Genomic DNA, 23,403 nt, shown 5'->3' with positions numbered 1-23,403 from the left:
TGTCAGGCAATTCTGAAGAGCACGCCGTCATCCTCCCGACTTATCAGCCGCTTCAGGGTGGACCGGCGGTCCGCAGCGAAGTGCGAACTTTATCGGCCACCGCGCCAGCAGCGAGACGGCCGCGTTGACCGTGCTTCGGCAATCGGGCGTCTCAGCCCGGATAGCGATACTTGCGCGGGCCCGGCGTGATCCAGCGGGTGCCAAGCGACCACTGCGGCACACCGTGCCGGGCCTCCTGCAGCAACTGGAAGAAACGGATCAGATAGCCGGCCTCGAAGCACTGGCGGGCGATTCCCGCGCGGTATTGCTGGCGCGCATGGAACAAGGCGTTCCAGGGGGCCGCACGGGAGTCCGGTGCGAGGCTGTCCTGCGCTTCGAGCATGCCGGCCCGCAGCAGGTCGAGATTGCCGGCCTGGCTCCGCGTCAGGGGAATGCGTCGGCAGTACGGCGTCGCAGCGATTTCCCGCACATTGCTCAGCACCTGCAGGTGGGCCAGCCAGAAGCCGCTCTCGAAGTGGTCCTGCACGCTGGCCAGCAGGCTCAGCAGCAGTGGGTCGTGGTGTTGCCGCAGCAGCGGGCGCAGCGCTTCGATGGCGTGTTGGGCGGCCTGGTAGTGGTCGATAGCCGAGTGGGCGGTGCTGTTCATCGTTCCGTCGGCCCCGCTATGTAGCCGGGGCGCTCCAGGGCCAGTTCATAGAGCTGGCGGGCCTCGCTGACCAGCGGGGCGAGGGCGGCCGCGAAGCGGGCGGTGGCGTGGATAAGCCCAGGGTCGCTGCCGTCCTCCATCAGTTGCAGCAGGTCCTCCACGGCCGTGAGACGGCGCAGGGCGGCTTCGCGCAGATGTTCGGCGGGTGCCAGGGCATTGATGAAGAGAACTTCCTCGCCGAACTGGCCGGTCAGTGCGACGGGCAGGAATTCACGCATGGAGCACCTCCGGAGGGAGGCTGAAGCGGTGATACGGAAGTGGGTGGTGCGCGGGGGAGAAAGGGGGATAGTTCATCGGTTCCTACCTAGTAATGGTGGGAGCCGCCAATCAACCTTTCCTACGGGAAGAGAGGCGACCGTGCGAGGGTAGGAAACGCCGGTACTAGGCACCCGGTAGGCCCGAAAGCCTCCCCGCACGGTCGCCATAGAAACACGACTTCACAAACGGCTTTCACCTGCGAATCGTGGCTACAGAGCGACCGTGACCTAATACGTGTTGCTCGGGTTTCCTACGCCCGACCGCGATGAAACTGCGGCAGACAAAGGCTAGGGACGGCGCTTGTAGGCCCGCAAGGCTAATGACCCGTGAGACTTTTCGGTTGATGGGCGCGATGCCGTGGCAGGGCATTGCCGACAGAATGAAGCGGGTCTCATCCCTTTTCCCAACACCTGGGGCTACCCGCCGCTGTACTCGCGAACCGCCCGGCACGGCTCCCGCGCGATGACAGCATGGGTATCGCGAGCTCGCGGTACGCCGCCCGACGCGTCTGGCAAAGACGTTGACCGGTTGGGGCGGTGGGGTGCGGTCCGCGAGCAAGCTCGCTCCTACAGTCCGGCCGGGGTGGGGATTGCACTACCGCAGGCAGGCGGAGGAGGGGGATGTCCGCCGGGCAATCGGCTGAAACCTTCGGGGCGGCCTCGCGTCCACCGTCATGCCATTACCCGAATCGCTGGAGGTGAACATGAAAGGCCACGGTGAAATCAGACAGCGTCCGACGATTGCCCCCGAGCGCTGGCCGTCGCAGACCGGCCCCGGTGCCAGTCGCGGCTTGCCCGGCTACCCGCAACGCCAGGGGCCGCTCGGCGGTTCGCGCAAGGTGGACCCGGAGTTGGGTTTCGACCCGGATTCGCCGGACCTGGCCGATCCGCAGATCGATCCGCCGCATCCGCCCCACGTGCCGCAGGACGGCCCGGACCCACAGGGGCAGCGTCGCGTGCCGGGGGATCAGTATCCGCCTTACTCGCGCTCCTGAACCGCTGCGCTCAGAGCGCGTCGGAGGCGTTGCACAGGCGGGTGTCCTGCAGGCTGCCGCTGAGGTTGCGGCCATCCCCCAGGCGCACCAGCCGCGCCAGGCACTGGCCGCTTTCCATCAGCAGCAGTTCGTAGTCCTGCCCGGCTTGCGGGGTGAAGGTCATGGACTGCTGGCAGCTGTAGGAGTAGCCGCTGCTGACCATGCCCTGGCTCTGGAAATTGACGGCGAAGGGCTGGCCAGCTGGCACCAGAACTTCGCTGCGGGCGAAGCCGCCCTGGCGCAGTTGCTCGGCCTGGCGGCTCGGTGGCATGCCCAGGCTCTGGTCGTTGCGGCTGGCGAAGCCGGATTGCGCCACGGCGATCACGCCGGCGCCGGCGCGTCGCCAGTCGATGCAGGCGCTGCCAGGGACGCCGCGCGCCATGCCGTTGGTGATGACCCGCAGGCGGGCGGTTTCGCCGCTCGTAGGGGGCGAATACGGTGTCGAATAGGACTGCACGTTGGCAAGGTTGCCGCAGCCGGCGATCAGCAATGCCACCAGCGCCACGGCGCTGGTGTGGGGTAGGCGGATGGCGTGCATGGAGATTCCTGGGTTCAGTGCTGCCCGGCCGCCCTGGGTGGGGCGCAGCAGTTCTGCGTGTCGATGACCTTGCCGCGGCAGGCTTGCAGCATGGGCGGGTTCCTGCACAGCAGGCTGTTGGCCGGCCGGGTGAAACGGAAGCCACGGTCGAGCATGCACAGCTGCGCGGCGGCGATGTCGTTGAGCAGCATGTCGTCGATGGGCTCGATGACCGTGGTGTAGCCGCAGGCCTGCATGGCCTGCTGCACGCTCTGGCTATCAGCGCCAGCTTGCGTCCATTGCGTGTAGGCGGGTGGGCGCTGCGTGGAGCTGCTCTGCGGCGTACTGCCGGCTGTTTTGCAGGCCGCCAGCTGCGGGCTGGTGTCGCAGAGGGTGTAGCGGTCCTGGTAGACGAAACCCTTGCCGAGCATGCACTGCTCGGCGCGGGCGTAGTCGTTGCTGGTGATGCTGTTGCTGTCGACGTAGGCGGCGTCGGGGAAGCCGCAGTCCAGCAGGGCGCTGCGCACGCCCTGCTGGTCGACGCCGGATTTCGCCCACAGCTCGAAGAGCGGTGGCGGCGGCTGCAGGGGCCTGGCCTGGCTGCAGGCAGCCAGGAGCAGGCAGGGCAGGAGCATGGCCAGGGCGCGGTGGCGCTGCAGCGGAGTGCTCATGGGGTCTGCGGGTAGGTCTTCACCGGGGTCAGCTCCGGTTTCTTCTCGGGCATGTCCTGCCAGAACTTCTGGCAGGCGGGGTCGCCGTTGCCATAGCAGTTGTGCACGGTGTATTTGCCGCCCGCCACGTTCTTGATCTCCTTGAGGGTGTTGCTGTCTTCGGGGATGGTGCCGCCGGTGGCGGGGTTCCAGCCGATCCAGCCGCCCACCGGGTCGGTCTTGTGGTTCTGCAGCTGGACGACCATCTCGTTCTTCTTCTCGTCGCTCATGGCATCGCGATTCTGCAGCATGGCCAGCAGGTCGTCAGCCTTGGCGGCATTGTAGGCCGGGCCATAGAAGTTGAGGGTGGTGTTGCTCAGGCTGCCGCTGGGATCGGGCAGGCGGGCGATGGACTCCATGGCGTTGCCGGTGGTCATCGAGCCGCGGCTGTGGCCGTCGATGTGCAGACCTGTCTCGCCATAGCGCAGCAGGGCGTCGCGGGTCTCGACGGTGGCGTTGGCCAGGCCCCAGAAGTCGTTCTCCAGGTACTTCTGGTAGCCGGCGATGAGCAGCTCGGAGACGCTGTTGCTGGCGTCCGGGAACCAGATGAAGTACTGCGGGCCGTCGGCGGTGCTGTGCTGGGCGGCATACCTGGCCGCGCCGTTCTCGTCGTTGAAGATGCCGTTGTTGGCGATGTGCACGCGGCCGTCGGCGCCGGCCTGGAGGTTGGCCTTCTCGCTGTCGTCGAGCTCGCGGCGCAGCGGCACGCCGTCCTTGTCGCGCAGGACGTTGCCCTGGTCGTCGGTGAGGATGACGAACATCCGCGCCTTCTCCAGGAACATCTTGCGGTAGGCGTCGTCGGTGAACTGTACGGCCTGGCGGTAGGTTTCGTTCTTGATCGCCTGCTCGGCCTCGGCGGTGCGGCGCATCTCGTCGACGTCCTGGCGCTCGGCGGCGGTGTGGGCGTTGGCGGTGTCGCGGTTGAGGCCGGCGACGGTGTCCGCCGCGTTGCTGCCGGTGAGCTGCTGCTGCAGGGCGTCGTCGGTGATGACCACGGTGCCGGCGCTGATGGCGCTGCGGGTGTCGCCGGACGAGGAGCCGGAGTCCTTGCCCGAGTTCAGGGCGCTGCCGACGATGGCCTTGCCGACGCCGTACTTGCCCTGGGTGAGCATGTCGCTGCTGAGGTTGACGCCGCTGCTGGTGGCCTTGGCGTCCGCCGCGTTGTGGATGTCCGACTGGGTCAGGGTGGCGGTGCTGAGCCGGTTGCGGCCGGCTTCGATGGCGGCGTCGCTGCTGGCGATCAGGCCGCCCTTGAGGTCGGTGTTGCCGTTCACGCGGATATCGAAACCACCGTCACCGGCCTTGATCCCCGATTGCTCGGTGACGCTGGCGTAGTTGGAGTTCTGCTTGGCGGTGTTGCTGCTGACGCTGCCGCTGGAGGCGCCGTAGCAGAACGGCGGGATGCACAGGCTGACGCCGACGCCCTTGCTCGACTGCTTGGCGTCGTAGGTGCTGGTGTCCTGCAGGCTCTCGATGCTGAGGTTGCCGCCGACGTCGGCGGTGACCTGCGGTGCGCTGACCAGCGCGCCGCGCAGCTGGGTGTCGCCGCCCGATTGCAGGTTGACCTGGCGCCCGCCGTCGACGTGGGTGTTGCTCCAGACCAGGTCCTTGCCGTCGGCGTTGCCACGGCTCTGCGAGGCCCCGGCATTGATGGTGAAGCCGTTCTGCGTGCCGCCCACGGCGAAGCCGATGCCGATGCTGGCGCTGCTGCCCTTGCTGGTGCTGTGCTGCTCGACGGTGTTCTGCGCCGCCAGCAGGGCGATGTCGCCCTCGGCCTTGAGGTTGGCGTCGCGCCCGGCGCTGATCTGGCTGCCCTGCACGGTGATATCGCTGTCCTTGCCGGCGCCGCTGGCGACGATGTTCACATCGCGTCCGGCGCTCACGCTGGAGCCGGCGGCGGTGCTGCCGCGCTGCTCGCTGCGGCTCTCGTTCTTGCTCGCGCCGATGGAGATGCTGATGTTGATGCCGCCGGCCTGGGCCGGGTTGGCCATGACGGCGGAGGCGGCGCCGGCGCCTTCCATGGCGACGTTGGCCGCGGCCAGGGCCTTCATGCGGTTGTCGTCGGTGCGCTCGGCGGACTTCTTCATCTGCTGCGCGGTCTGCACGGCGCTGATGATCGGGTTGGTCAGGGTGACGGAAAGCCCGCTCTGCTTGAACTTGCTTTCCTGGGTGCTGAGGTGGGCCTGCTGCGCCTCGACGATGTCCACCGTGCGGCCTTCGATGTTGACGTCGCCGCTGGGCGCGCTGACCTTGCTGCCGACCTGGCGGTAGGCCTCGCCGGCCTTGATGTTGACGTTGCCGTTGATCGAGCCGACGGTGCTGGCGGCGGCCGTGTCGCCATCGTCGGTGTTCTTCACCGATTGCTGCTGGCTGCCGATGGTGAAGCCGATGCCGCCACCGCTGAACAGGCCGCTCTTCTTCTCGTCGCGGCTGTGTTCCTCGTTGAGGTGGTCGGTGGCCGAGGCGATGGTCACGTTGCGGCCCGCTACCAGGGTGGTGTCGCCGTTGGAGACGACGTTGCTGCCTTCCACCTTGAGGTCATTGCCGGCGCTGACGTAGGTGGTCTCGCCGCTGAAGGTGGTGCCCTGGGACAGGGTCTCGTTGACCGTGTCGCGGGTCACGATGGTCTTGGAGGAGAACCAGCCGGTCTTGCTCTTCACCTTGTGCGCCTCGTCGGCCATGGCGCTGTTCTGGCTGGCGGTGAGGTTGACGTCGTGATCGGCGGAGGCCTGCACCGCGCCCTGTTCGCTGGTCACGCTGGCGCCACGGGCGTTGAGGTCGTGGCCGGCGATCAGGCGCACGTCGCCCTGGCCCTGCACGCTGCTGGCCACTTCGCCGGCGCTGGATTCCTTGCGCCAGTTGCTGCCGTTCCAGGTCATGCTCTGCTGTTCCTGGACGGCCACGGTGCCGAGGTTGATGTCGTTGCCGGCGCCCAGGGTGGTCTTGCCGCCGGCGCCGCTGTTGACCACCTGCGCGGCATTGAGGTTGAGGTCCCGTCCGGCGGTGGCGATCAGCTCGCCGGCCGGGTCGGAGACGAACAGCCCGGCGACCCGCGAGACGCGGGTGGCGCTGCCCTGGGCGCTCTGGGTGTCCTGGGTGCTGGAGGTCAGGTTGATGTCGCGCCCGGCCACCGCGGTGAGGCTGTGGCTGGCGTCGATCAGGCCGCCGAGGTTGTCCAGGTCGCCGCGGGCCTTCACGCCCACATCGGTGCCGGTCAGGCGGCCGCCGAGGTTCTGGATGTTCTGCGAGGTGATCGACAGCACGTTGCGCCCGGCCAGGGTGCCGCTGTTGACCAGGTCGTTCTGGATGTTCAGGTCGACGTTCTGCCCGGCCATCAGTGCGCCGGAGCCGTCGATGTCGCCCTGGCGCACGCGCACGTAGACCTGCGGCACCAGCGCGCGGGTCACGCTGCCATCGGGAAGGGTGACGTCCTTGGCCACCAGCCAGACGATGTCGCTGGTGAGCTGCGCCATCTGCTCGGGGGTGAGGGCGACGCCGGGCACCAGGTTCCAGGCGTTGGCGTAGGTCAGGCCGTTGTCCAGCAGGGCCTGGTACTGGGTTTCGTCATTGCCGTAGCCATCGAGGAAGCGCCGCCCGGTGAGCTGGGCGATCTGCTCGCGGATCAGCTTCTGCTCGTAGAAGCCATCGCCCAGGCGCGTCAGGGTCAGGCCGGGGTCCAGGCTCAGGCGCTGCAGCATGTAGTCCGAGGACAGCCAGGCGCGGTAGTTGGTAAAGCGTGGGTCGCTTTCGATCAGGTAGCCGCTGGTGGCCTGCGGGTTGACGTGGAACAGGCTGTTGTCCGGCACACGGCTGTCGATGCCGCCGGTGCGGATGGTCTCGGCGACGCCGGCGGTGTTCTTGGTCTGCACGGCGGTGACTTCCAGCACCGGGCTGATCACCCGGCCGTTGCCGACGCTGACCTGGGCGGCGCCAGCACCGGAGGCCGGCTGGTCGACACGGCCCAGGTTGAGGTCGCCGACCTGGGTGCCGCTGCCGACGTGGGCGGTGTTCTGCTGGTAGGCGCCGGGCTTGAGGAAGATGTCAACGATGCTGGCCGCCGGGTTGTAGGCGGCGCCGTCGGCGCCCTGCTTGTCGCGCCCCTTCTTCTGGATGCGGTAGAAGTGGGTGACGATGCCGCTCTCGGTGGTGGTGCGCGCACCGGGCTCCTCGGTGTTCTCCAGGCGGCCGAGGTTACCGCTGATGGTGCCGCCGGCGATGATCCGGCTCTTGTCGTTGAGCGCGTCGGCGACATCCAGGCGCAGGTTGCCGCCGGCAAGGATCTGCGCCGGGTCGGAACTGAGGATCTGCGTCTCGCGGGTCACGCGGGTGTAGCTGTAGAGGTTCCAGTCGTCGCGGATACCTTCCGGGGTGACCAGGTGATCGACCTCGGAGTTGTAGATGGAAATCTGCTCGGGCTTGTAGCGGGTGGTGGAGCCGGTGAGCTGGTACTCGAGGACGCTCTCGCGGCCGACTTCCACTTCCTGGGTGCTGAAGTGCTCGTTGGTGTTGCGCAGCACGGCACTGGCCAGGCCCATCTCGCCCAGCGCCTCGATGGTGGCGCTGGCGTTGCGGATCTCACTGGCACTGCCGGTGGCATGGCCGTCGACGTCCAGGGCGCCGCCGATGAAGAGGTCACCGGCGCTGAAGAGCAGGGCGTGCTCGCGGTTGAGCAACGAGCCGACACCGATGTCCAGGCGGTTGCGCGCGGCGATCACCGCGGCCTTGCCGTCCTCCACATCGTTGCGCAGAGTGCCGGCGGAGACCGACAGCTGGTCGCCGTAGATGCGCCCGCTGCCGAGGTTGTTCAGGGTGCCGGCGTTGACGCGGGTGGTCTGGCCGTCGAGCAGGCCGCGGTTGGTCAGGGTGCCGCTGGTGTCGACGGTGAGGTTGGTGGCGCTGAGCTCGCCGGTCGCGGCGTTGTTCACGTCGGCGGCTTTCACCTTCAGAGCCTGGCCCGCGACGAGGCGGGCCTGGTTTTCCAGGTTGCCGGCGGTCTGCAGGTCGATGGTGCCGTTGGCCTGCAGCTGGCCGCTGTGCACGTAGCTGTCGCGCAGTTTCAGGCTGATGTCGCCCAGGCTCAGGGTCTGGCCGTCGCCGCCGAGGTTCCTGGCGTCGATGGACAGCTTCTGCCCGGCGATCAGCTTGCCGTCGTGGTTGAGGATGGCCAGGGACTGGCTGGCCGCACCGTCGAGGATGTTCAGGTCCTTGCTGGAGCTGATCAGGCCTGCGCTGTTGTCCAGCTGGCCGCTGCTGTTCAGGGTGAGGGTTTCGTCGGCACGCACGGCGCCGGACTGGTTGTCGATCTGGCCGGCGGTGAGCGTCAGCCAGTGGCCTTCGAGGCCCTGATCGGCACCCAGGGTGTTGCGGTTGTCGACTGTGCCCGCCGTGACGACCAGCTTGCCGCCGGCGCGCAGCAGGCTGCCGGCGTTGTCCAGGCGCCCGCTGGCGAGGTCGAGCACGGCGTCGCCGAGGGTCTGCAGCTGACCGCCGCGGTTGTCCAGGCCGCTGGCTTTTACCCGCACGTTGCCTTCGCTGGTCAGCAGGCCGCCGCGCTGGTTGGCGATCTGCGCGGCCGTGAGGTCGAGATCGCCCTTGCTGCCGATGAAGCCGCCGCTGTTGTCCAGGTTGCCGCCGGCGAGGATCACCCCAGCCTTGCCGAGCAGGCCGCCGCTGGCGCCGGAGTCGGTGTTGGTGATGGCCTGCCCGTGGCTGTCGATGCGCAGCAGGCCGTCGGCCTGGATCAGTCCGGCCTGGTTGCCCAGCGCGCCGGTCTGCAGCTCCACGCCGTCGGTGGCGATCAGCACGCCGTTCTGGTTGTCGAGGCTGGCGCGGTTGCTGTCGAGCTTGAGGTTGCCGGCGCTGATCAGGCCATTGCTGTTGAACACGCCCTGGCCGGAGAGGGTGAGCTGGTGCTGGCCCTCGATACGGCCGTTGCGGTTGTCGAGGGTGCCCTGGGTGGCATCGACGGCCACGCTGCCGTCCACCGAGCCGAGGGTGCCGCCCTGGTTGCTGATCGAGCCGCCACGGGCGCTGAGGTTGCCTTTGGCGGCCAGGGTGCCGGTGTCGTTGTTGAGCTTGCCGGCATTGACCTCCAGCGTGCCGCTGGCAGTGACCTTGCCCTTGGCGTTGACCAGCTCGCTAGCCTCCAGGCGCGAGTTGCCCGTGGCGGCGAGGGTGCCGGAGCTGTTGTCCGCCTTGGCCTTGACCTTGGCCTGCAGGTCGCCGCCGGCGGCCTGCACGATGCCGGACTGGTTGAGCAGCGTGCCGGCGTCCAGTTGCACGCCGCCGTTGCCGGCAAGGGTGCCGCCGCTGTTGTCCAGCAGGCCAGTGGTGCTGACGCGCAGGGTGCCGGCGCCGGTCTGCAGGATCTCGCCCTGGCGGTTGGACAGCGAGGCGGCGTCGATGCCGATCTGCCGCGCCACGGTGCTGGCGCCGTCGAGCAGGGCGTCGTGGAACTTCGCCTGCAACTGGCCATTGCTGGCCAGCGAGCCGTCGCGGCCGTCGAGGGAATTGGCGTTGACCTTCAGCGTGCCGCTGCCGGCGTGCTCGACCTTGCCGCGACGGTTGTCCAGGTTCAGCGCGTCGAGGCTGAGGTTGGTGGCGTTGCTGGCGATGCGTCCGTCGCTGTTGTCGAGGGTGCCGGGGAGGGCGATCGCCATGTCGCCCGTGCCGGTCTGGATGATCTCGCCCTTGCGGTTGGACAGGTCGTGGGCCTGCAGTTGCACGCTGGCGCCGGCCAGCCTGGCGGAGTCGCTGGTGAGCTTCTGCGAAGCGCTGAGCGCCAGCGCAAGGCTGGCATCCACCTGGGCGCCGCTCAGGTCGGCGTTGCCATTGCCGGCGCTGAGGCGCACGTTCTGCGCGCTGGCCTTGCCCTGTTGCAGGTCGAGACTGGCGCCGGCGATGTCGAGGTCGCCACCGGCGAGGGTCGCGCCCTGGCTCTTCACCTGGTTGCCGGCCTTGATGTCGAGCCGGCCGCTGGTGCCGATGCTGCCGTCGGCCTGGACGCCGGCGGCGAGGGTGGCGGCGCTGTCGTTGACGATGCCGCTGGCGCTCAGGCTGACATTCTGTTGCGCCGCCGCGATGCCGCTGTTGTGGATGTCGCCGCGACTGCTCAGGGCGGTGTCGCCCTTGGCGTAGAGCGAGCCGCTGTTGTCGATGCCGCTGTTGCTGTCCAGGCGCACGCCGGCGGTGGCGTTGATCTGGCCGCTGTTGCCGATGCGGCCGTCGGCGCTGATCACCACGTCGCCGGCGCTGGCGCCGATCTGCCCGGCATTGCGCACGTCGACACCGGACTCGCTGCCCACCAGCATGATCTTGCCGGCGTACATGCCGCCGAGCTGGGCGACGTCGATGGCCACCGAGGGCTTCTCGCCGTCGCCGTCGATGGGCCGCACGCTGCTGTTGTCGGCGTTGACCTGGTTGGCCCCGGCGGTGACGCGCAGGTCCTTGGCCCAGACCCCGGCATTGACCTCCACGGAGCGGGCGATCACGTCGGTGAAGTCGGTCTGGCTGGCGTCCAGGCCCTTGCCGGTGATGGCGATGCGGCCGCCGCGCACCTCGTAGCCCTGCAACTGGCCATCGACGATCTGCGCCGTGCCGGTGGTGAGCGTGGCGCGGTTGGCGTTGATGAAGCCGCAGCCGTCACAGGCAATGCCGGCCGGGTTGGCGATCACCACCTGGGCGCGGTCGCCGGCGACTTCCACGTAGCCGCGCAGCTGGCTGGGGTTGCTGCCGTTGACCTCGTTGAGGATCACCCGTGCGGTGCCGTTGGCGAGGTTCTGGTTGCCGTCGACCCAGCCGCCGAGCTGGGTCTGCACGCTGGTGCGCGAGTTGTTGAGGATCGCGCCCTGCTGGTTCACGTCGAACTGGCTGTAGGTGTTGCGCGAAACACCTGCGGCGCTGGGCGTCTGGATGTTGACCTGGGGCACGCCGTTGGCCGAGTTGATCACCCCCGGCTGCTGGCCGGGCGGGGCGCCATGGTCGGCGACGATATCGGCATGGGCCAGCGGCACGGCCAGGCTGACCAGCCCGAGGGTCGCCATCAGCGCGAAGCGCAGCGGACGCAGGCTGACCAGCAGCGAGGCGCCGCCGCTGCCCTGCGGGCCATCGGTGGTACCCGGCGCCTTGCCCTGGCTGCTGACGTTCTCGGCGACGACCATCAGCTGGCCACGGGCCTTGTTGAAGACGATGCGGTAGAGGTGCTTGTTCATACAAATCCCTTTGTCGGTTCAGGGCGCAGGCCGTGGGGCGCGCTCAGAGCTGGATGGCCAGCGGGTGGTCGGAGAACCATGCGCGCCCTTCGGCGGGCATGACCGCGACACCCTGGAACTTCTTGATCCTCAGGCCGCGTTGTTCGCCACGGTGGTACAGCGCCCGGCCGCAGCGGTTGGCGAAGAAGTGCCGCTGCAGCACGCGCGACACCGGCACGGAGTGGCCGAACGGCGCCACCCAGTCGTTGAACCAGATGCGCTCGCCGCTGTTCCAGTCCTCGGCCGGCATGCAGATCGCCGGTTGGCTCAGGTAGCGCGCCTCGGCCTCCAGGCTCAGGTTGCTGAAGGCGACGTAGAACACCGGTCGGCCGTTCTGCCGGCCGAGGATGAACTGGCGATGGCTGATCGCCGGCAGCAGCAGGGCGTTGAGGGCATGCAGCGGGACGTCGCGGTGGGACGCCGAGTGCAGCCACAGCCAGACCGCCGAACCCAGCGCCTCGGCTTCGCTCCAGGGCTCGTCGATGAAGCCCGGCGCGGTGATGTCGAATCCGTCGATATGCATGGCGCCTCCTCAGAAGGACCAGGTCAGGTTGAAGCCGCCGGTGGTGCTGGCCGTGTCGAAGCCCTTGGGCTTGCTGATCGGCTGCCCGACGAAGACGTCGTAGGACACGCTGCGATAGCCGCCGCGCAGGCCCAGCACGTAGCCGGCCAGGTGGGTGCCGATCAGGTACTTGCTCGACTGCCCGCCGACTTCGCCGTAGTCCATCCCGACGTAGGCTTCCTGGCCGGTCTGGCCCAGCGCCAGGCCGAGGTCGTTGCGGGTCAGCCAGCCACGATCGGCGGAGAGAATCTGTTCGCCATCGAAGCCGCGCACGCTGTAGCGCCCGCCGATGGTGAAGCGGTCCTGCGGCACCAGTGGAGTACGGTTCCACTGCGCGCGCAGCGTGTTGCTGTAGCGCAGGCGCTGGTCGCCCAGGGCGAAGGGCACGTTGAGCTGGGCTTCGGCGGTGATGATCTTGGAGCGCGAGGTGCCTTCGTCGAACGGCTCCTCGGGCGCCGCCAGGGCGTGCCGCGCGCCGGTGCCGCGACGGTAGCCGGTGCTGAGGTAGAGCGTGGAGGCGCCCAGGTATTCGGTGTGGGTCAGGCCGAACGACCAGCCGGCCATGCGCCGGCGCTGGATCTCGATCTCGGTGTCGTCGATGAAGTTCTTCGAGCGCCGGCTCCAGCCGCCCAGGCTGGCCGTGGTCTTGCGCGTGGCATCGCGGTAGAGCATGCGCGTCAGGCTGATCTCGTCGTTCTTGCTCTCGCCGCTGTAGCTGTAGTCCTGGTTCGCCCCGGAGATGGTCTGGTGGTAGTCGTATTCGCTGGAGGTCACCGCCAGTTGCCAGTAACCGAAGGGCACCGAGTAGTGCAGGGTGTGCCCCTTCGAGCCGCGGTCGCCGGAGTCGCCGCCGCCCAGGTCATGGTTGTAGCTGAAGTAGAAGAGGTCGCTCAGGGTCATGAAGTTGTCGAGCGAAACCGAGGTGGTGCCCAGGTACTTGCCGGTCTGGTCGGTCCCGGAGTCGTCCACCGAGAGGCTGAAGCGGATCGGGAACTTCTGCTGCCAGGCGATCACCAGGTCGCTCTCGCCCGGCTGCGCGCCAGCGCCCTCGGCGGCCGTGATCTGGATGTCGGCGTCGGCGCTGGGCACGCGCTTTAAGTTCTCCAGCGCCTGTTCGATGTCGCGCAGGTTGAGCAGGTCGCCCGGCTTGGCCGGCACCGTGTTCCAGGCGTTGGCGCGGTGCGAGGTGCCTTCGGCGAAGCGGATGCTGCGGATGCGTCCCGGCAGCAGGGTCAGCTCCAGGGTGCCGCTTTTCAGGTCCTGGGGCTGCGCCAGCACGCGGGAGGTGACGTAGCCGCGCTCGATGATCGCGTTCTGGATGCGCTTCATCGTCAGGTTGATGCCATTGGCGCCCAGGCACTGGCCGGTGGCCGGGTCATCCTGCGGGTCGGCGGCGCGCAGGGCCCACTGGAAGCGTTCGGCGGCATCGCCCACCAGGGTGATGTGGCGGATGGCGAAGCAGGGCGCTTCGTCGCGGGGCAGGCGATTGGCGTCCAGGCCGTTGGGCGGCAGCTTCAGGCGCACGTCCGGGGAGGGTTCCAGCTGTTCGCGCAGGGCGCGTTCGCGTTCCTGCTGCTGCAGCAGTTGCTGGGCGGGCAACGGATCGGCGGCGAGGGCGGCGCCGCTGCAGGCACTCATCGCCAGGGCGGCCAGGATGGCCAGGCGCAGTGCGTTTCGAGGGGGGAGACCAACGCCCGTCCATGGGGCTTGCGGAGCAACGCCGGCAGCGGCCGGAAGCTCTCTACGGCAAGAGAGAAGAGCCATTTCGCATCCTTGTGAAATATCTTGCAAAAACTCGTCGAATTATGACGACCCGTTCGGATCGAGACCGTGAATCCGTTCTAATCGTTGTAAATCTGCTGATACAGCGCTGTCAGACGTGTAACGCACGCATGACACTTCCGACGGTTCGAGATGAAGGACGGAAAATTTGTTCCGAAGTTTTACCCAGGGCTGACGAACGGTTAAAAATGCTATTGCGGTGATATCATCGGGCCTGCGCCCGGCTCTTTCCCTGCATCACCGGTCGCGGGTTATCCTGCGGCCCCGCTGTTGTCATGAGGCCGTCATGTCGTCCGCTTCCGCGCCTGCCTTGCAGCGAGCCGACCGAGATTCGCGCAACTCCGCCCAGGTGCTCGGCCTGTGCCTGCCCAGCGACGTACTGCTGTACCTGCTGCTGCCGATGTACGCCGCCGATTTCGGCGTGACCCTGGTGGAGGCGGGCATCCTGCTGGCGGCCAACCGGCTGGTGCGCATCGTCGGCTACGGCTGGGTGGTGCGCTTCTACGGCCGCCATGGCGACCGCGCCGCCTGCAGCCTGGCGGCCTTCGCGGCGGCAGCCTGCGCGCTGGGCAACGCCACGCTGTCCGGCTTCGCCGCGCTGCTGGGTCTGCGCCTGGTCTGGGGCCTGTGCTTTGCCACCTTCAACCTCAGCACCCAGACCCTCGCCACCGCCGAGGCGCAGGGCGCTGCCCGGCGCGCCGGGCGCTCGCGGGCGACGCTGTCCATCGGGCCGATGCTGTTCCTGCCGCTGGGCGCGGTGATGGCTCAAACGCTGGGCCCGCGCAGCATCTTCTTCGTCCTCTGCCTCAGCGCCCTGTGCGGCCTTTGGCGCGCCCGCGCACTGCCCGACAGGGGGCACGACATCCCCTCGAACAGCGGCCGCCGTCTGCGCCTGCCGGACAGCATCGCCACCTGGTCCTTCATCGAGGGCGTGACCCTCGACGGCCTGTTCATCTTCGGCCTGTCGCTCTACGCGCAGACTCACCTGGGCGGCACCGGCGTGCTGGTGGCGGGCATCCTGATGGCGGTGCGCTACCTGAGCGAGATGCTCTTCAGCCCCTTCGGCGGACGCCTGGCCGATCGCTTCGGCGCGCTGCGCATGCTGGTGGTGCTGTCGCTGGCTACCTCGCTGGCGCTGCTGATGTTCGGCAGCTACTGGCTGTTCGTCGGCGCCTTCTTCGTGCTGGTCCTGCGCGCGCTGCAACTGCCGCTGGTGGTCACGCTGGTGGCGCAGCGCAATCCGCAGGGGCGCATCCAGGCGCTGGCGGGCAACGCGGTGTGGCGCGACATCGGCGCGGGCCTCGGGCCCATCCTCGCCGGTGTGCTGCTGCCGCAGGTGCCTGCGCTCTGGGCCTATGCGGGGGCGGCTGCAATACTGGCGCTCAGCGCGTTGGGCTGCGCCTGGCGGCGTTGAGCCTTACACGACTCTCATGCAAGGAAGGGAACATGGACAGTGAACGACCGGTTGCCGTCATCGTCGGCAGCTCCTCGGGGATCGGTGCAGCACTGGCGCGGCAGCTGGCTGCCGAGGGCTGGCGGCTGGGTCTGCTGGCACGGCGCGTCGAGCGCTTGCAGGCACTGGCCGGGGAGCTGGGAGAAGGTACGGAAATTCGCGCGCTGGATATCGGCAACGTCGAGACCGCGCGGGAGGAGTTCGAGGGGTTTCTCGCGGCTTTGGGGCGGGTCGATCTGGTGGTGATCAGCGCCGGCACCGGGCAGCTGAACCACGAGCTGGCCTGGGCGCAGGATGACCAGACCATCCGCGTCAATGCGTTGGGATTCGCGGCCATTGCCCAGGCGTCGATGCGCTTTTTCCTCGCTGCCGGGCACGGGCATCTGGTGGGCATCTCCTCGGTCGCCAAGCTGCGCGCCAATGGCGGTGGTGCGGCGTACTGCGCGTCGAAGGCCTTCGTGTCGAGCTATCTCGACGGCCTGCGCGACCTGGCGCGGCATCATGGCAAGGCCATCCATGTCACCGAGGCCTGTCCCGGCTTCGTCGCCACCGACATGCTCAAGGCCAGCAAACCCTTCTGGGTTGCCTCGCCGGAACGTGCGGCGCAGTGCATCCGCCGGGCCATCCAGCGGCGCGCCCGACATGTCTACGTGACCCGTCGCTGGGGGCTGATCGGCGCCGTACTGAAGCTGTTGCCCGCACCGGGCTGAATGCGCGGATTGTTCAAGCGCAACCGGCAGCACGATGGGAACACTGGCGACTCCCACTGCACTGGAGTCGCCCCATGCGCTACCTCTACGCCCCCGCGTTCTTCTTCGGCTTCATCGGCCTGGCCCTGTACCTGATCGGTGCAGGCGTCTCGCTGCTGTGCCTGCCGGCGCTATTGCCGCTGGCGATCCTGCTGGCCTTCCTCGCCGAGCGGTTCTGGCCCTACCGCACGGGCTGGAACCAGGACCACGGCGATGGCGCCCGCGACCTGATCCACGCGCTGGTCAACGAGACGCTGAATGCCCTGGGGATTGCCGCTATTCCCTTGCTGGCCCTGTGGCTGCCGCACTTCGCGCTGTGGCCGGTGGATTGGCCGCTGGCGCTGCAGCTGCTGGCGGCGCTGCTGATCGCCGACCTCGGCATCACCCTGGTGCACTACGCCAGCCATCGTTCGCCGCTGTTGTGGCGGCTGCATGCGGTGCACCACAGCGTCACGCGCATGTATGGTTTCAACGGGCTGATGAAGCATCCGCTGCACCAGATGCTCGAAGCCCTGGGTGGCACGCTGCCGTTGCTGTTGCTGGGTATTCCCGTGGAGATTGCCGCGCTGCTGGCGTTCGCCATTGCTATCCAGCTGTTGCTGCAACACAGCAATGTGGACATGCGCATCGGTGCGTTGCGCCACCTGTTCGCCTGGGCGCCGCTGCATCGCCTGCATCACCTGAAGTACGGCACGGCGGGAGACGTGAATTTCGCGCTGTTCTTCAGCTTCTGGGATCGCCTGCTGGGCACCGCGCTGCACCTGCCGGACTACCACCTGGCGGAGGATGACCTGGGAATCGGCGACCGCCCCGACTACCCGCTGGCGTATCTGGCTCAGCTGGCTGAGCCGTTCCGTCGTACGGCTACGGCGCACCCGCCGGCGCCGTTGCCGACGGAGTTGCGGCGTGCGGGAATTGGTGTGCGCTGAAAATTCGGTTCGCGAGCAAGCTCGCTCCTACAGGTGCGCTCCGTCGTTGCCATCGGCTTAGGAGCAACGGTCTTCTTCTGATCGTTCGTGCCTTGGATTTCCTCTCTCCCTAACCCTGGGGGGGAGAGGGCTGTCCCCGCACAGAACTTCACGTAGGAGCGGACCTTGTCCGCGAAATCCATCGCGGCGGAATCTCCTCCCAACGGGAGATATCGAACGGTAGCCGCCATTTGCAGGAGCGCGCCATGCGTATGAGCGTGGACAGAGTTCGCTCCTGCCAGTCGGCCCAGCCGAAGCGATCCCTAGCTGAGCAAGCGCAGCTTCAGCTGACGCAACGTCAGGTCCGCCCGAATCCCGAACTGGCTGCGCACGCTGCGGGAGAAGTGCGCGGAATCGGCAAAGCCCGCCGCGATGGCGGCGCTGGTCAGGCTGTCGCCGGCCATGGCCAGTCGCAGTGCCTGGCGCAGCCTTTGCCAGAGCACCAGGCGGCGCACCGAGAGGCCCAGCGTGCCGCTGAACAACCGCTCCAGCTGGCTCAGCGAGAGCGAGGCTGCCTCGGCCAGCGCCTGGGCGGGCAGGGCGCCGTCGTCCAGGGCGCGGATGCGTTGCAGGGCTTTCTCCAGGCGCGGGTCGAGCTGGCGCCGTGGCAGTTCGCCCAGGCCGTCGGCCAGCCGTTGCAGGTGCGGCCCGACGTCGTGGCAAAGCCGTTGCAGATCGGCCAGTTCGAAGGCCAGCGGCTCGGCGAACAGGGTGACGACGCGCTGGTCGCTGTCGAGGATCGCGTGGCGCTGGTTGGAGGCGATCACCAGCAGGGAAGCCTGCTGCGGCTGGTCGTCGATCAGCGCTTTCACTTCGCCCTCGCAGGCCATCAGCAGCTGGTGCGCGTAGTGGGCGTGGGCGCGTGCGTGGCCGGTGGTGCCGGCCACCAGGCAGAAGTCCGTGCCCAGCCAGAGTTCGCCGTGCCAGGCCTGCTCGCGCCCGCTCATGGGCGACGACCGAAGGCAGCGCTGGCGAAGTCGAGGAAGCTGCGCAGTTTGGGCGTGAGACGCCGGTCCGGGGCATAGAGGATGTGCATCGGCGAGGTCGGCACGCTGTACTGCGGCAGCAACTGCACCAGCGTGCCGCTGCGCAAGGCATCGCCGACCAGCTCCTGCGGCTGCAGCACCACGCCCAGTCCGGCCACCGCCGCCGCCAGCAGCGGGTCGCCCTGATTGATCGTCAAACGGCTTGTAATCGGCACCTCGATGCGCCCGTCCGGACCGTCGAAGGTCCAGCTGGAGCGGCCGTCGGAAAAGGCGAAACCCAGGCACTCGTGCTGGCTCAGGTCTTCCGGTGTGCGGATCGCCGGGCGCCGAGCGAGGTACGCCGGCGCGGCGCACAACAGCAGCCGGTAGGGCGCCAGCGGCACGGCCTTGAGACGGCTGTCGGCCAGCTCGCCGATGCGGAACACCACGTCGTAGCCGTCGTTGACCAGGTCCACCAGTTCGTTGGACAGGGTCAGGTCCACCGACACCTGCGGGTAGCGCACCATGTACTCCAGCAGGCGCGGCGACAGGGTGCGCATGCCGAAGGTCACCGGCGCATTGATCCGCAACCGCCCGCTGGGCGTGCCGCGGGTAACGGCGGCGAGGTTCTCCGCCGCCTCCATGTCCGCCAGGATCAGCTTGGCGCGCTGGTAGAAGGCCCGGCCGAAGTCGGTGAGGCTCTGCCGGCGCGTGGTGCGGTTGAGCAGCGACAGGCCCAGGTGCTGCTCCAGCATCTTCACCTGCTTGCCGACCAGCTGGGAGGACAGCTGCAGCTCTTCGGCGGCGGCGCTGAAGGAGCCCAGCTCCACCGCCTTGGCGAAGACGGCCATCTGTTCGAGGCGGTCCATTGCAAACCCTGTGTTTCAAGTGTCCGGCCATCCTAGGCCTTTATCCGGCCCCGGCCAACGCCTAGATTTCCCTGCATGTCGCGGACGGTCGAGCACCGTTGCCGGGACTTTCTACACTCCCATTTCGGCCGGCGCCTGGTGCCGGCCCCGAGCAGAAAGAGGTTGCCATGGCCCGCATTGTCAGAATCCACGAATACGGTGACGCCAGCGTCCTGAAACTGGAGGCGCTGGACGTACCCGCCCCGGCGGCGGACGAGGTGCAGATCGCGGTCAAGGCCTTCGGCCTGAACCGCGCCGAAGTGATGTTCCGCAACCACGCCTACCTGCAGGAAGCCGAGTTTCCCAGCCGCCTGGGTTACGAAGCCGCTGGCGTGGTCAGCGCAGTGGGCAGCGCCGTGAAGGAGATCCAGGTGGGCGATGCGGTGAGCCTGATTCCGCCGCTGGATATCGCCCGCTGGGGCACCTACGGCGAAGTCGCCAACGTGCCGGCGTACCTGCTGGTGAAGCATCCGCAGAACCTCAGCTTCGAGCAGGCCGCCGCGTCCTGGATGCAGTACGTCACTGCCTGGGGCGCGCTGGTGGAGCAGGCGAAGCTGTCGAAGGGCGACTTCGTGCTGGTCACCGCGGCCTCCAGCAGCGTCGGTCTGGCCGCGTTCCAGATCGCCCGCATGGTCGGCGCCACCTCCATCGCCGTGACCCGCACCCAGGCGAAGAAGCAGGCGCTGCTGGAGGCCGGCGCCGATCACGTGATCGTCAGCGATGAGGAAGATATCGTCGAGAAGGTCATGGCGCTGACCAGCGGGCAGGGCGCCCGTGTGGTCTTCGATCCCATCGGCGGCCCCGGTTTCGAGGTGCTGACCCAGGCCATGGCGCGCGGCGGCATCCTCCTCGAATACGGCGCACTGAGCCCGGAGCCGACGCCTTTCCCGCTGTTCACTGTGCTGGGCAAGAGCCTGACGCTCAAGGGCTACCTCTACGCCGAGATCGTCGCCGACCCGGCAGCGCTGGAGCGCGCCAAGGCCTTCATCGTCAAGGGCCTGGAGTCCGGCGCGCTGAGCCCGGTGATCGCGCGGACCTTCCCGCTGGAACAGATCCAGGAGGCGCATCGCTTCCTGGAAGCCAACCAGCAGGTGGGCAAGATCGTCGTCACGGTCTGAGAGCGGACGGGCGGAACGGGCGCTCGGCATAGTTGCCGGGCGCCCGTTTTTTTTACCGGTCGATCAGCGTGACGGCCGCTCCCACGGCGCACCGTCGACGAACTGTTCCTCGATCCAGGCCTTGAACACCTCGCCCGTGGCGGAACTGTAGCGCGCTGACGGGCGTACGAAGTAGATGCCGCCGGCGGCGCCCAGTTGCCATTGCGGCAGCACACGCACGAGGCGGCCGGCATCCAGGTCGTGTTTCATCAGCCATTCGCCGCCGGCGAGGATGCCCACGCCCAGGCGGGCGGCGGAGAGCAACGCCTCGTTGTCATTGCTGTGCAGGTTGCCGCTGACCCTGACCGACTGCTGCTTGCCGGCGCTGGCCAGCTTCCAGTCCGGCCAGGAGTGCAGGCCGGTGAAGCCCAGGCAGTTGTGGTCGGCCAGCTCCGCCGGGTGGCGTGGTGTGCCGTGGCGCTCCAGGTAGTTGGGCGCCGCGCAGAGGATGCGCCGCAGATCGCAGAGTCGCCGGGCCAGCAGGCGGCTGTCGGCCAGTTCGCCGATGCGGATGGCGGCGTCGAAGCCCTCGGCGACGATATCCACGAAGCGCTCCGAGTATTCCACCTCCAGCGTGACCTGCGGATGTTCGAGGACGAAGCGCGAGAGGATCGGGCTCAGCCACAGGCGCCCCATGGCTGCCGGGACGGCGACTTTCAGGCGGCCCTGCACCTGGGCGGCGCTGCGAGCGGCCTGGTCCTGGGCCTCGGCGATTAGGCTGGCAGCCTGGCGCAGGCGCTCGCTCAGGCGCAGGCCCTCGTCGGTGAAGCGCAACTGGCGGGTGGTGCGTTCCACCAGGCGCACCCCCAGGCGCTGTTCCAGGGCGCCAAGGCGCTTGGACAGCACCGAGGGATGGCGCTGCAGGGCGCGGCCGGCGGCGGCGAAGGAGCCGTGCTCGGCCAGCGCCAGGAGGGTGGCGAGCTGGTCGGCCTGGTGACTGTCGAACAGATCCATGGAGCTCCCGGTTCGGCGGCTTCGCCCCGGCGGCGGGACGTTCAGGGGATGAGCACGATGGCTCCTTCGGAGCGGCCATCCTGCAGGTCGGCGTGGGCCTGGGCGACTTCCGCCAGCGGGTAACGGCGCCACACGCGAGGCTGGATGATACCTTGGACGACGGCTTGCAGGACGTCCTGCGCGCGCTGCTGGTATTCCTCCACCGTGGCGGTGTGCGCGGCCAGTGAAGGGCGGGTGAGGAACAGCGAGCCCTTGGCGTTGAGCGTGGCCACTTCCACCGCCGGCGGCACGCCGGAGGCCATGCCGAAGCTGACTAGCAGGCCGCGTGAGCGCAGGCAGTCCAGCGAGGCGTCGAAGGTCGCGCGGCCGATCGGGTCGTAGACCACGTCGACCTTCTGCCCGGCAGTGATCTCCAGCACCTGCCCGGCCAGCGTCCCGGCGTCGAATACCAGTACCTCGTTGCAGCCGGCGGCGCGGGCGCGCTCGACGCTGGCGGCTTTCGACACCACGCCGATGACGAAGGCGCCCAGGTGCCTGGCCCAGGGCACCAGCAGCTGTCCCAGCGCGCCGGCGGCGCCGTAGACCAGCACGCGGGAGCCGGGGCCGACCGGCCAGGTGGACTTGATCAGGTACTGCGCGGTAATGCCCTTGAACAGGACGGCGGCGGCCGCTTCGAAACTGACCGCGTCGGGCAGCTTCACCAGCCGTTGCGCCGGGTACAGGCGGGCGCTGGCATAGGCGCCGAGCGGCCCGGTGGCGTAGGCGACGCGGTCGCCGAGCTGCAGGTTGTCCACGCCCGCGCCGATGGCCGCCACGGTGCCGGCGCCTTCCAGGCCGAGGCCGGAGGGCAGGGCGATCTTCACCGCGCCGCTGCGCTGGCTCAGGTCCAGCGGGTTGACGCCGATGGCGGCCTGCTCCAGCCAGACTTCGCCGGGTCCTGGCCGTTGCCGTTCAGCCTGGTCGAGGCGAAGGACCTCCGGGCCGCCGAAGACGTCGAGCGAGATGCGGTTGATCATGGTGTTCCCCTGGCTGGTGATGGAAACGCCAGTCTAGGGATGTGATCGCTGTGCACCAGACGGGGCCAGTGCAGGACATTGCTGCGCCGGGTGCAGCAATGCCGGGCCTGGATCAGGCGCTGGTCGGCTGGGCGAACGCCAGGTGGTAGCCGTTGCAGTCGCGCACGCCGAATTCCCGCGAGCCATAAGTCATGTCCTGCAGCGGCCAGGCGATCTGCGCCTGGTCCTTCACCTGCTCGAAGTAGCGATCGACCCCGCTGATCTGCAGGTACAGCGTGCCCGAGCTGCCGACCCCGGCGGACCACAGATCGTCGACGGTGAACAGCAGTCGGCAGTCCTGCAACTGCACGGTCAGCGTGCCCTGGGCGGAGTCCTCGACGCTGAAACCGAGGACGTCGCGGTAGTGGGCGCGGGTGAGTTCCAGGTCGTGGCAGCGCAGCAGGACGGTAAGCGGCATGGAAAACTCCGAAGGCAATGAAGGGCGGGTCGATCATCACCCGGATCTGCTCACGGCGCCAGATAGGGGCCGATCTGCGCGCTGAACCATTCCAGGAACACCGCCAGGCGCCGCGAGCGCTGGCGGCGGTGGGGGTAGAGCAGCGCTACCGGCATCGGCGCCGGGCGGTGCTCGGCGAGTACTTCCACCAGCGCTCCGGCGTCGAGCAGGTGCTGCACGTCGAACAATGGCACTTGGATCAGGCCCAGGCCCGCGCAGCAGCTGGCGATGTAGCTCTCCACGTTGTTGACGATCACCCGGCTGGGCAACGGGCAACTCTGCTCGCCGGTTGTGCTGGTGAACTCCCAGGGCAGCGCCTGGCCGCCGGGCAGCGGCGTGTAGCCGACGCACAGGTGGCCGACCTGCAGCTCGTCGGGGTGCTGCGGGTGGCCGTACTCGGCCAGGTAGGCGGGGCTGGCGCAGTTCACCAGCAGCACCTGGCCCAGCGGCTTCACCACCAGGCTGCTGCTGGCCAGGCGGCCGAAGCGGATCACGCAGTCCACGCCTTCGCCCACCGGATCGATCAGCCGGTCGCTGGAGCCCAGCCCCAGTTGCAGGCGCGGGTACTGGCGCAGGAACTCCGGCAGCGCGGGGATCAGCAGGCGCCGGGCGATGCGGCTGGGCACGTCGACGTCCAGGCGGCCGCTGACCTGGTGCGGATGGGTCTGGAACAGCTGGTCGACCTCGTCGTAGTCCTGCAGCAGCAGGCGCGCGCGGTCGAGCAGCTGCAGGCCGTCGGCGGTCAGGCTCACGCGGCGCGTGGTGCGGTGCAGCAGGCGCGTGCCGATGCCGGCTTCCAGCTGCTGGACCGCCGCCGAGACCGTGGCGCGCGGCAGCTTGAGCACCCGCGAGGCCTGGATGAAACTGCCCAGCTCGGCGACCTGGATGAAGATGCGGTACTGCTCGATGCGCTCCATCGG

Annotated in this window: 18 protein-coding genes; 5 read left to right on the top strand and 13 right to left on the bottom strand. The window is 68.4% G+C overall.

The window, feature by feature from the left end; genetic code table 11:
• Positions 1–151: 151 nt before the first annotated feature.
• Both HNP46_RS05130 and HNP46_RS05125 read right to left on the bottom strand, forming a co-directional pair.
• Complete coding sequence (locus HNP46_RS05130; protein WP_184586465.1) at positions 152–646, bottom strand: hypothetical protein; 495 nt, start codon at positions 644–646, stop codon at positions 152–154.
• Positions 643–924, bottom strand: a complete 282-nt coding sequence (locus tag HNP46_RS05125; RefSeq protein WP_184586464.1) for a hypothetical protein — start codon at positions 922–924, stop codon at positions 643–645. Before HNP46_RS05125 ends, HNP46_RS05130 begins: the two co-directional genes overlap by 4 nt.
• Positions 925–1,667: 743 nt before the next feature.
• Here HNP46_RS05125 and HNP46_RS35665 point away from each other — a divergent pair.
• Complete coding sequence (locus tag HNP46_RS35665) at positions 1,668–1,958, top strand: DUF6021 family protein (RefSeq protein ID WP_260403088.1); 291 nt, start codon at positions 1,668–1,670, stop codon at positions 1,956–1,958.
• Between the two features lie 10 nt (positions 1,959–1,968).
• Here the strand turns inward: HNP46_RS35665 and HNP46_RS05115 are convergent, their stop codons facing one another.
• The 5 genes from HNP46_RS05115 to HNP46_RS05095 are packed head-to-tail and all read right to left on the bottom strand — an operon-like array spanning position 1,969 to position 13,799.
• On the bottom strand, positions 1,969–2,535 hold the full coding sequence (locus tag HNP46_RS05115; RefSeq protein WP_184586462.1) for a hypothetical protein: 567 nt from the start codon (positions 2,533–2,535) through the stop codon (positions 1,969–1,971).
• A gap of 14 nt (positions 2,536–2,549) precedes the next feature.
• Positions 2,550–3,185, bottom strand: a complete 636-nt coding sequence (locus HNP46_RS05110; RefSeq protein ID WP_221454668.1) for a hypothetical protein — start codon at positions 3,183–3,185, stop codon at positions 2,550–2,552.
• The gene (locus HNP46_RS05105) at positions 3,182–11,434 is read right to left on the bottom strand and encodes a hemagglutinin repeat-containing protein (protein ID WP_184586460.1); all 8,253 of its coding nucleotides are present in this window, start codon (positions 11,432–11,434) and stop codon (positions 3,182–3,184) included. The genes HNP46_RS05110 and HNP46_RS05105 overlap by 4 nt, the downstream gene beginning before the upstream one ends.
• A 43-nt stretch (positions 11,435–11,477) precedes the next feature.
• Positions 11,478–11,996 carry a toxin-activating lysine-acyltransferase gene (locus HNP46_RS05100; RefSeq protein WP_184586458.1) on the bottom strand — a complete coding sequence of 173 codons (519 nt, stop codon included), beginning with the start codon at positions 11,994–11,996 and terminating at the stop codon, positions 11,478–11,480.
• A gap of 9 nt (positions 11,997–12,005) precedes the next feature.
• Positions 12,006–13,799 (bottom strand): ShlB/FhaC/HecB family hemolysin secretion/activation protein, encoded by a 1,794-nt coding sequence (locus tag HNP46_RS05095; protein ID WP_260403087.1) that lies wholly within the window; start codon positions 13,797–13,799, stop codon positions 12,006–12,008.
• A 304-nt stretch (positions 13,800–14,103) separates the two neighbouring features.
• On the opposite strand from HNP46_RS05095, the gene HNP46_RS05090 reads away from it, so the two are divergent.
• The 3 genes from HNP46_RS05090 to HNP46_RS05080 all read left to right on the top strand — a co-directional run bounded on the left by HNP46_RS05090 (position 14,104) and on the right by HNP46_RS05080 (position 16,948).
• Complete coding sequence (locus tag HNP46_RS05090) at positions 14,104–15,231, top strand: MFS transporter (protein ID WP_184586456.1); 1,128 nt, start codon at positions 14,104–14,106, stop codon at positions 15,229–15,231.
• 32 nt (positions 15,232–15,263) lie between these two features.
• Entirely contained in the window at positions 15,264–15,980 is a 717-nt protein-coding gene (locus HNP46_RS05085) for an SDR family NAD(P)-dependent oxidoreductase (protein ID WP_184586454.1), read from the top strand.
• Positions 15,981–16,054: 74 nt separating this feature from the next.
• The gene (locus HNP46_RS05080; protein WP_184586452.1) at positions 16,055–16,948 is read left to right on the top strand and encodes a sterol desaturase family protein; all 894 of its coding nucleotides are present in this window, start codon (positions 16,055–16,057) and stop codon (positions 16,946–16,948) included.
• A gap of 302 nt (positions 16,949–17,250) precedes the next feature.
• Here the strand turns inward: HNP46_RS05080 and HNP46_RS05075 are convergent, their stop codons facing one another.
• On the bottom strand, positions 17,251–17,934 hold the full coding sequence (locus HNP46_RS05075; protein WP_184586451.1) for a helix-turn-helix domain-containing protein: 684 nt from the start codon (positions 17,932–17,934) through the stop codon (positions 17,251–17,253).
• Complete coding sequence (locus tag HNP46_RS05070) at positions 17,931–18,821, bottom strand: LysR family transcriptional regulator (RefSeq protein ID WP_184586449.1); 891 nt, start codon at positions 18,819–18,821, stop codon at positions 17,931–17,933. Before HNP46_RS05070 ends, HNP46_RS05075 begins: the two co-directional genes overlap by 4 nt.
• A 167-nt stretch (positions 18,822–18,988) precedes the next feature.
• Here HNP46_RS05070 and HNP46_RS05065 point away from each other — a divergent pair, with 167 nt between their 5' ends.
• The gene (locus HNP46_RS05065) at positions 18,989–19,978 is read left to right on the top strand and encodes a zinc-dependent alcohol dehydrogenase family protein (RefSeq protein ID WP_184586447.1); all 990 of its coding nucleotides are present in this window, start codon (positions 18,989–18,991) and stop codon (positions 19,976–19,978) included.
• A 63-nt stretch (positions 19,979–20,041) separates the two neighbouring features.
• Here the strand turns inward: HNP46_RS05065 and HNP46_RS05060 are convergent, their stop codons facing one another.
• From HNP46_RS05060 to HNP46_RS05045, 4 genes are all read right to left on the bottom strand, one after another.
• Complete coding sequence (locus HNP46_RS05060; RefSeq protein WP_184586445.1) at positions 20,042–20,971, bottom strand: LysR family transcriptional regulator; 930 nt, start codon at positions 20,969–20,971, stop codon at positions 20,042–20,044.
• Positions 20,972–21,012: 41 nt separating this feature from the next.
• Positions 21,013–21,987: a quinone oxidoreductase family protein gene (locus HNP46_RS05055; RefSeq protein ID WP_184586443.1), complete on the bottom strand. Its 975-nt coding sequence runs from the start codon at positions 21,985–21,987 to the stop codon at positions 21,013–21,015.
• Between the two features lie 112 nt (positions 21,988–22,099).
• On the bottom strand, positions 22,100–22,444 hold the full coding sequence (locus HNP46_RS05050; protein ID WP_184586441.1) for a bleomycin resistance family protein: 345 nt from the start codon (positions 22,442–22,444) through the stop codon (positions 22,100–22,102).
• Between the two features lie 50 nt (positions 22,445–22,494).
• A complete protein-coding gene (locus HNP46_RS05045) occupies positions 22,495–23,400 on the bottom strand; it encodes a LysR family transcriptional regulator (protein ID WP_184586439.1) in 906 nt (301 codons plus the stop codon).
• Positions 23,401–23,403 lie beyond the last annotated feature (3 nt).

This window comes from Pseudomonas nitroreducens (genome assembly GCF_014204515.1).
GTDB classification, from domain to species: Bacteria; Pseudomonadota; Gammaproteobacteria; order Pseudomonadales; family Pseudomonadaceae; genus Pseudomonas; species Pseudomonas nitritireducens_A.
The sequence above is the reverse complement of the archived record's forward strand: the minus strand, read 5'-3'. Positions and strand labels throughout refer to the sequence as shown.

Coding starts and splice junctions, on each gene's coding strand:
- HNP46_RS05130 (WP_184586465.1), bottom strand. CDS start 646: ATGAACAGCACCGCCCACTCGGCTATCGACCACTACCAGGCCGCCCAA.
- HNP46_RS05125 (WP_184586464.1), bottom strand. CDS start 924: ATGCGTGAATTCCTGCCCGTCGCACTGACCGGCCAGTTCGGCGAGGAA.
- HNP46_RS35665 (WP_260403088.1), top strand. CDS start 1,668: ATGAAAGGCCACGGTGAAATCAGACAGCGTCCGACGATTGCCCCCGAG.
- HNP46_RS05115 (WP_184586462.1), bottom strand. CDS start 2,535: ATGCACGCCATCCGCCTACCCCACACCAGCGCCGTGGCGCTGGTGGCA.
- HNP46_RS05110 (WP_221454668.1), bottom strand. CDS start 3,185: ATGAGCACTCCGCTGCAGCGCCACCGCGCCCTGGCCATGCTCCTGCCC.
- HNP46_RS05105 (WP_184586460.1), bottom strand. CDS start 11,434: ATGAACAAGCACCTCTACCGCATCGTCTTCAACAAGGCCCGTGGCCAG.
- HNP46_RS05100 (WP_184586458.1), bottom strand. CDS start 11,996: ATGCATATCGACGGATTCGACATCACCGCGCCGGGCTTCATCGACGAG.
- HNP46_RS05095 (WP_260403087.1), bottom strand. CDS start 13,799: ATGGCTCTTCTCTCTTGCCGTAGAGAGCTTCCGGCCGCTGCCGGCGTT.
- HNP46_RS05090 (WP_184586456.1), top strand. CDS start 14,104: ATGTCGTCCGCTTCCGCGCCTGCCTTGCAGCGAGCCGACCGAGATTCG.
- HNP46_RS05085 (WP_184586454.1), top strand. CDS start 15,264: ATGGACAGTGAACGACCGGTTGCCGTCATCGTCGGCAGCTCCTCGGGG.
- HNP46_RS05080 (WP_184586452.1), top strand. CDS start 16,055: ATGCGCTACCTCTACGCCCCCGCGTTCTTCTTCGGCTTCATCGGCCTG.
- HNP46_RS05075 (WP_184586451.1), bottom strand. CDS start 17,934: ATGAGCGGGCGCGAGCAGGCCTGGCACGGCGAACTCTGGCTGGGCACG.
- HNP46_RS05070 (WP_184586449.1), bottom strand. CDS start 18,821: ATGGACCGCCTCGAACAGATGGCCGTCTTCGCCAAGGCGGTGGAGCTG.
- HNP46_RS05065 (WP_184586447.1), top strand. CDS start 18,989: ATGGCCCGCATTGTCAGAATCCACGAATACGGTGACGCCAGCGTCCTG.
- HNP46_RS05060 (WP_184586445.1), bottom strand. CDS start 20,971: ATGGATCTGTTCGACAGTCACCAGGCCGACCAGCTCGCCACCCTCCTG.
- HNP46_RS05055 (WP_184586443.1), bottom strand. CDS start 21,987: ATGATCAACCGCATCTCGCTCGACGTCTTCGGCGGCCCGGAGGTCCTT.
- HNP46_RS05050 (WP_184586441.1), bottom strand. CDS start 22,444: ATGCCGCTTACCGTCCTGCTGCGCTGCCACGACCTGGAACTCACCCGC.
- HNP46_RS05045 (WP_184586439.1), bottom strand. CDS start 23,400: ATGGAGCGCATCGAGCAGTACCGCATCTTCATCCAGGTCGCCGAGCTG.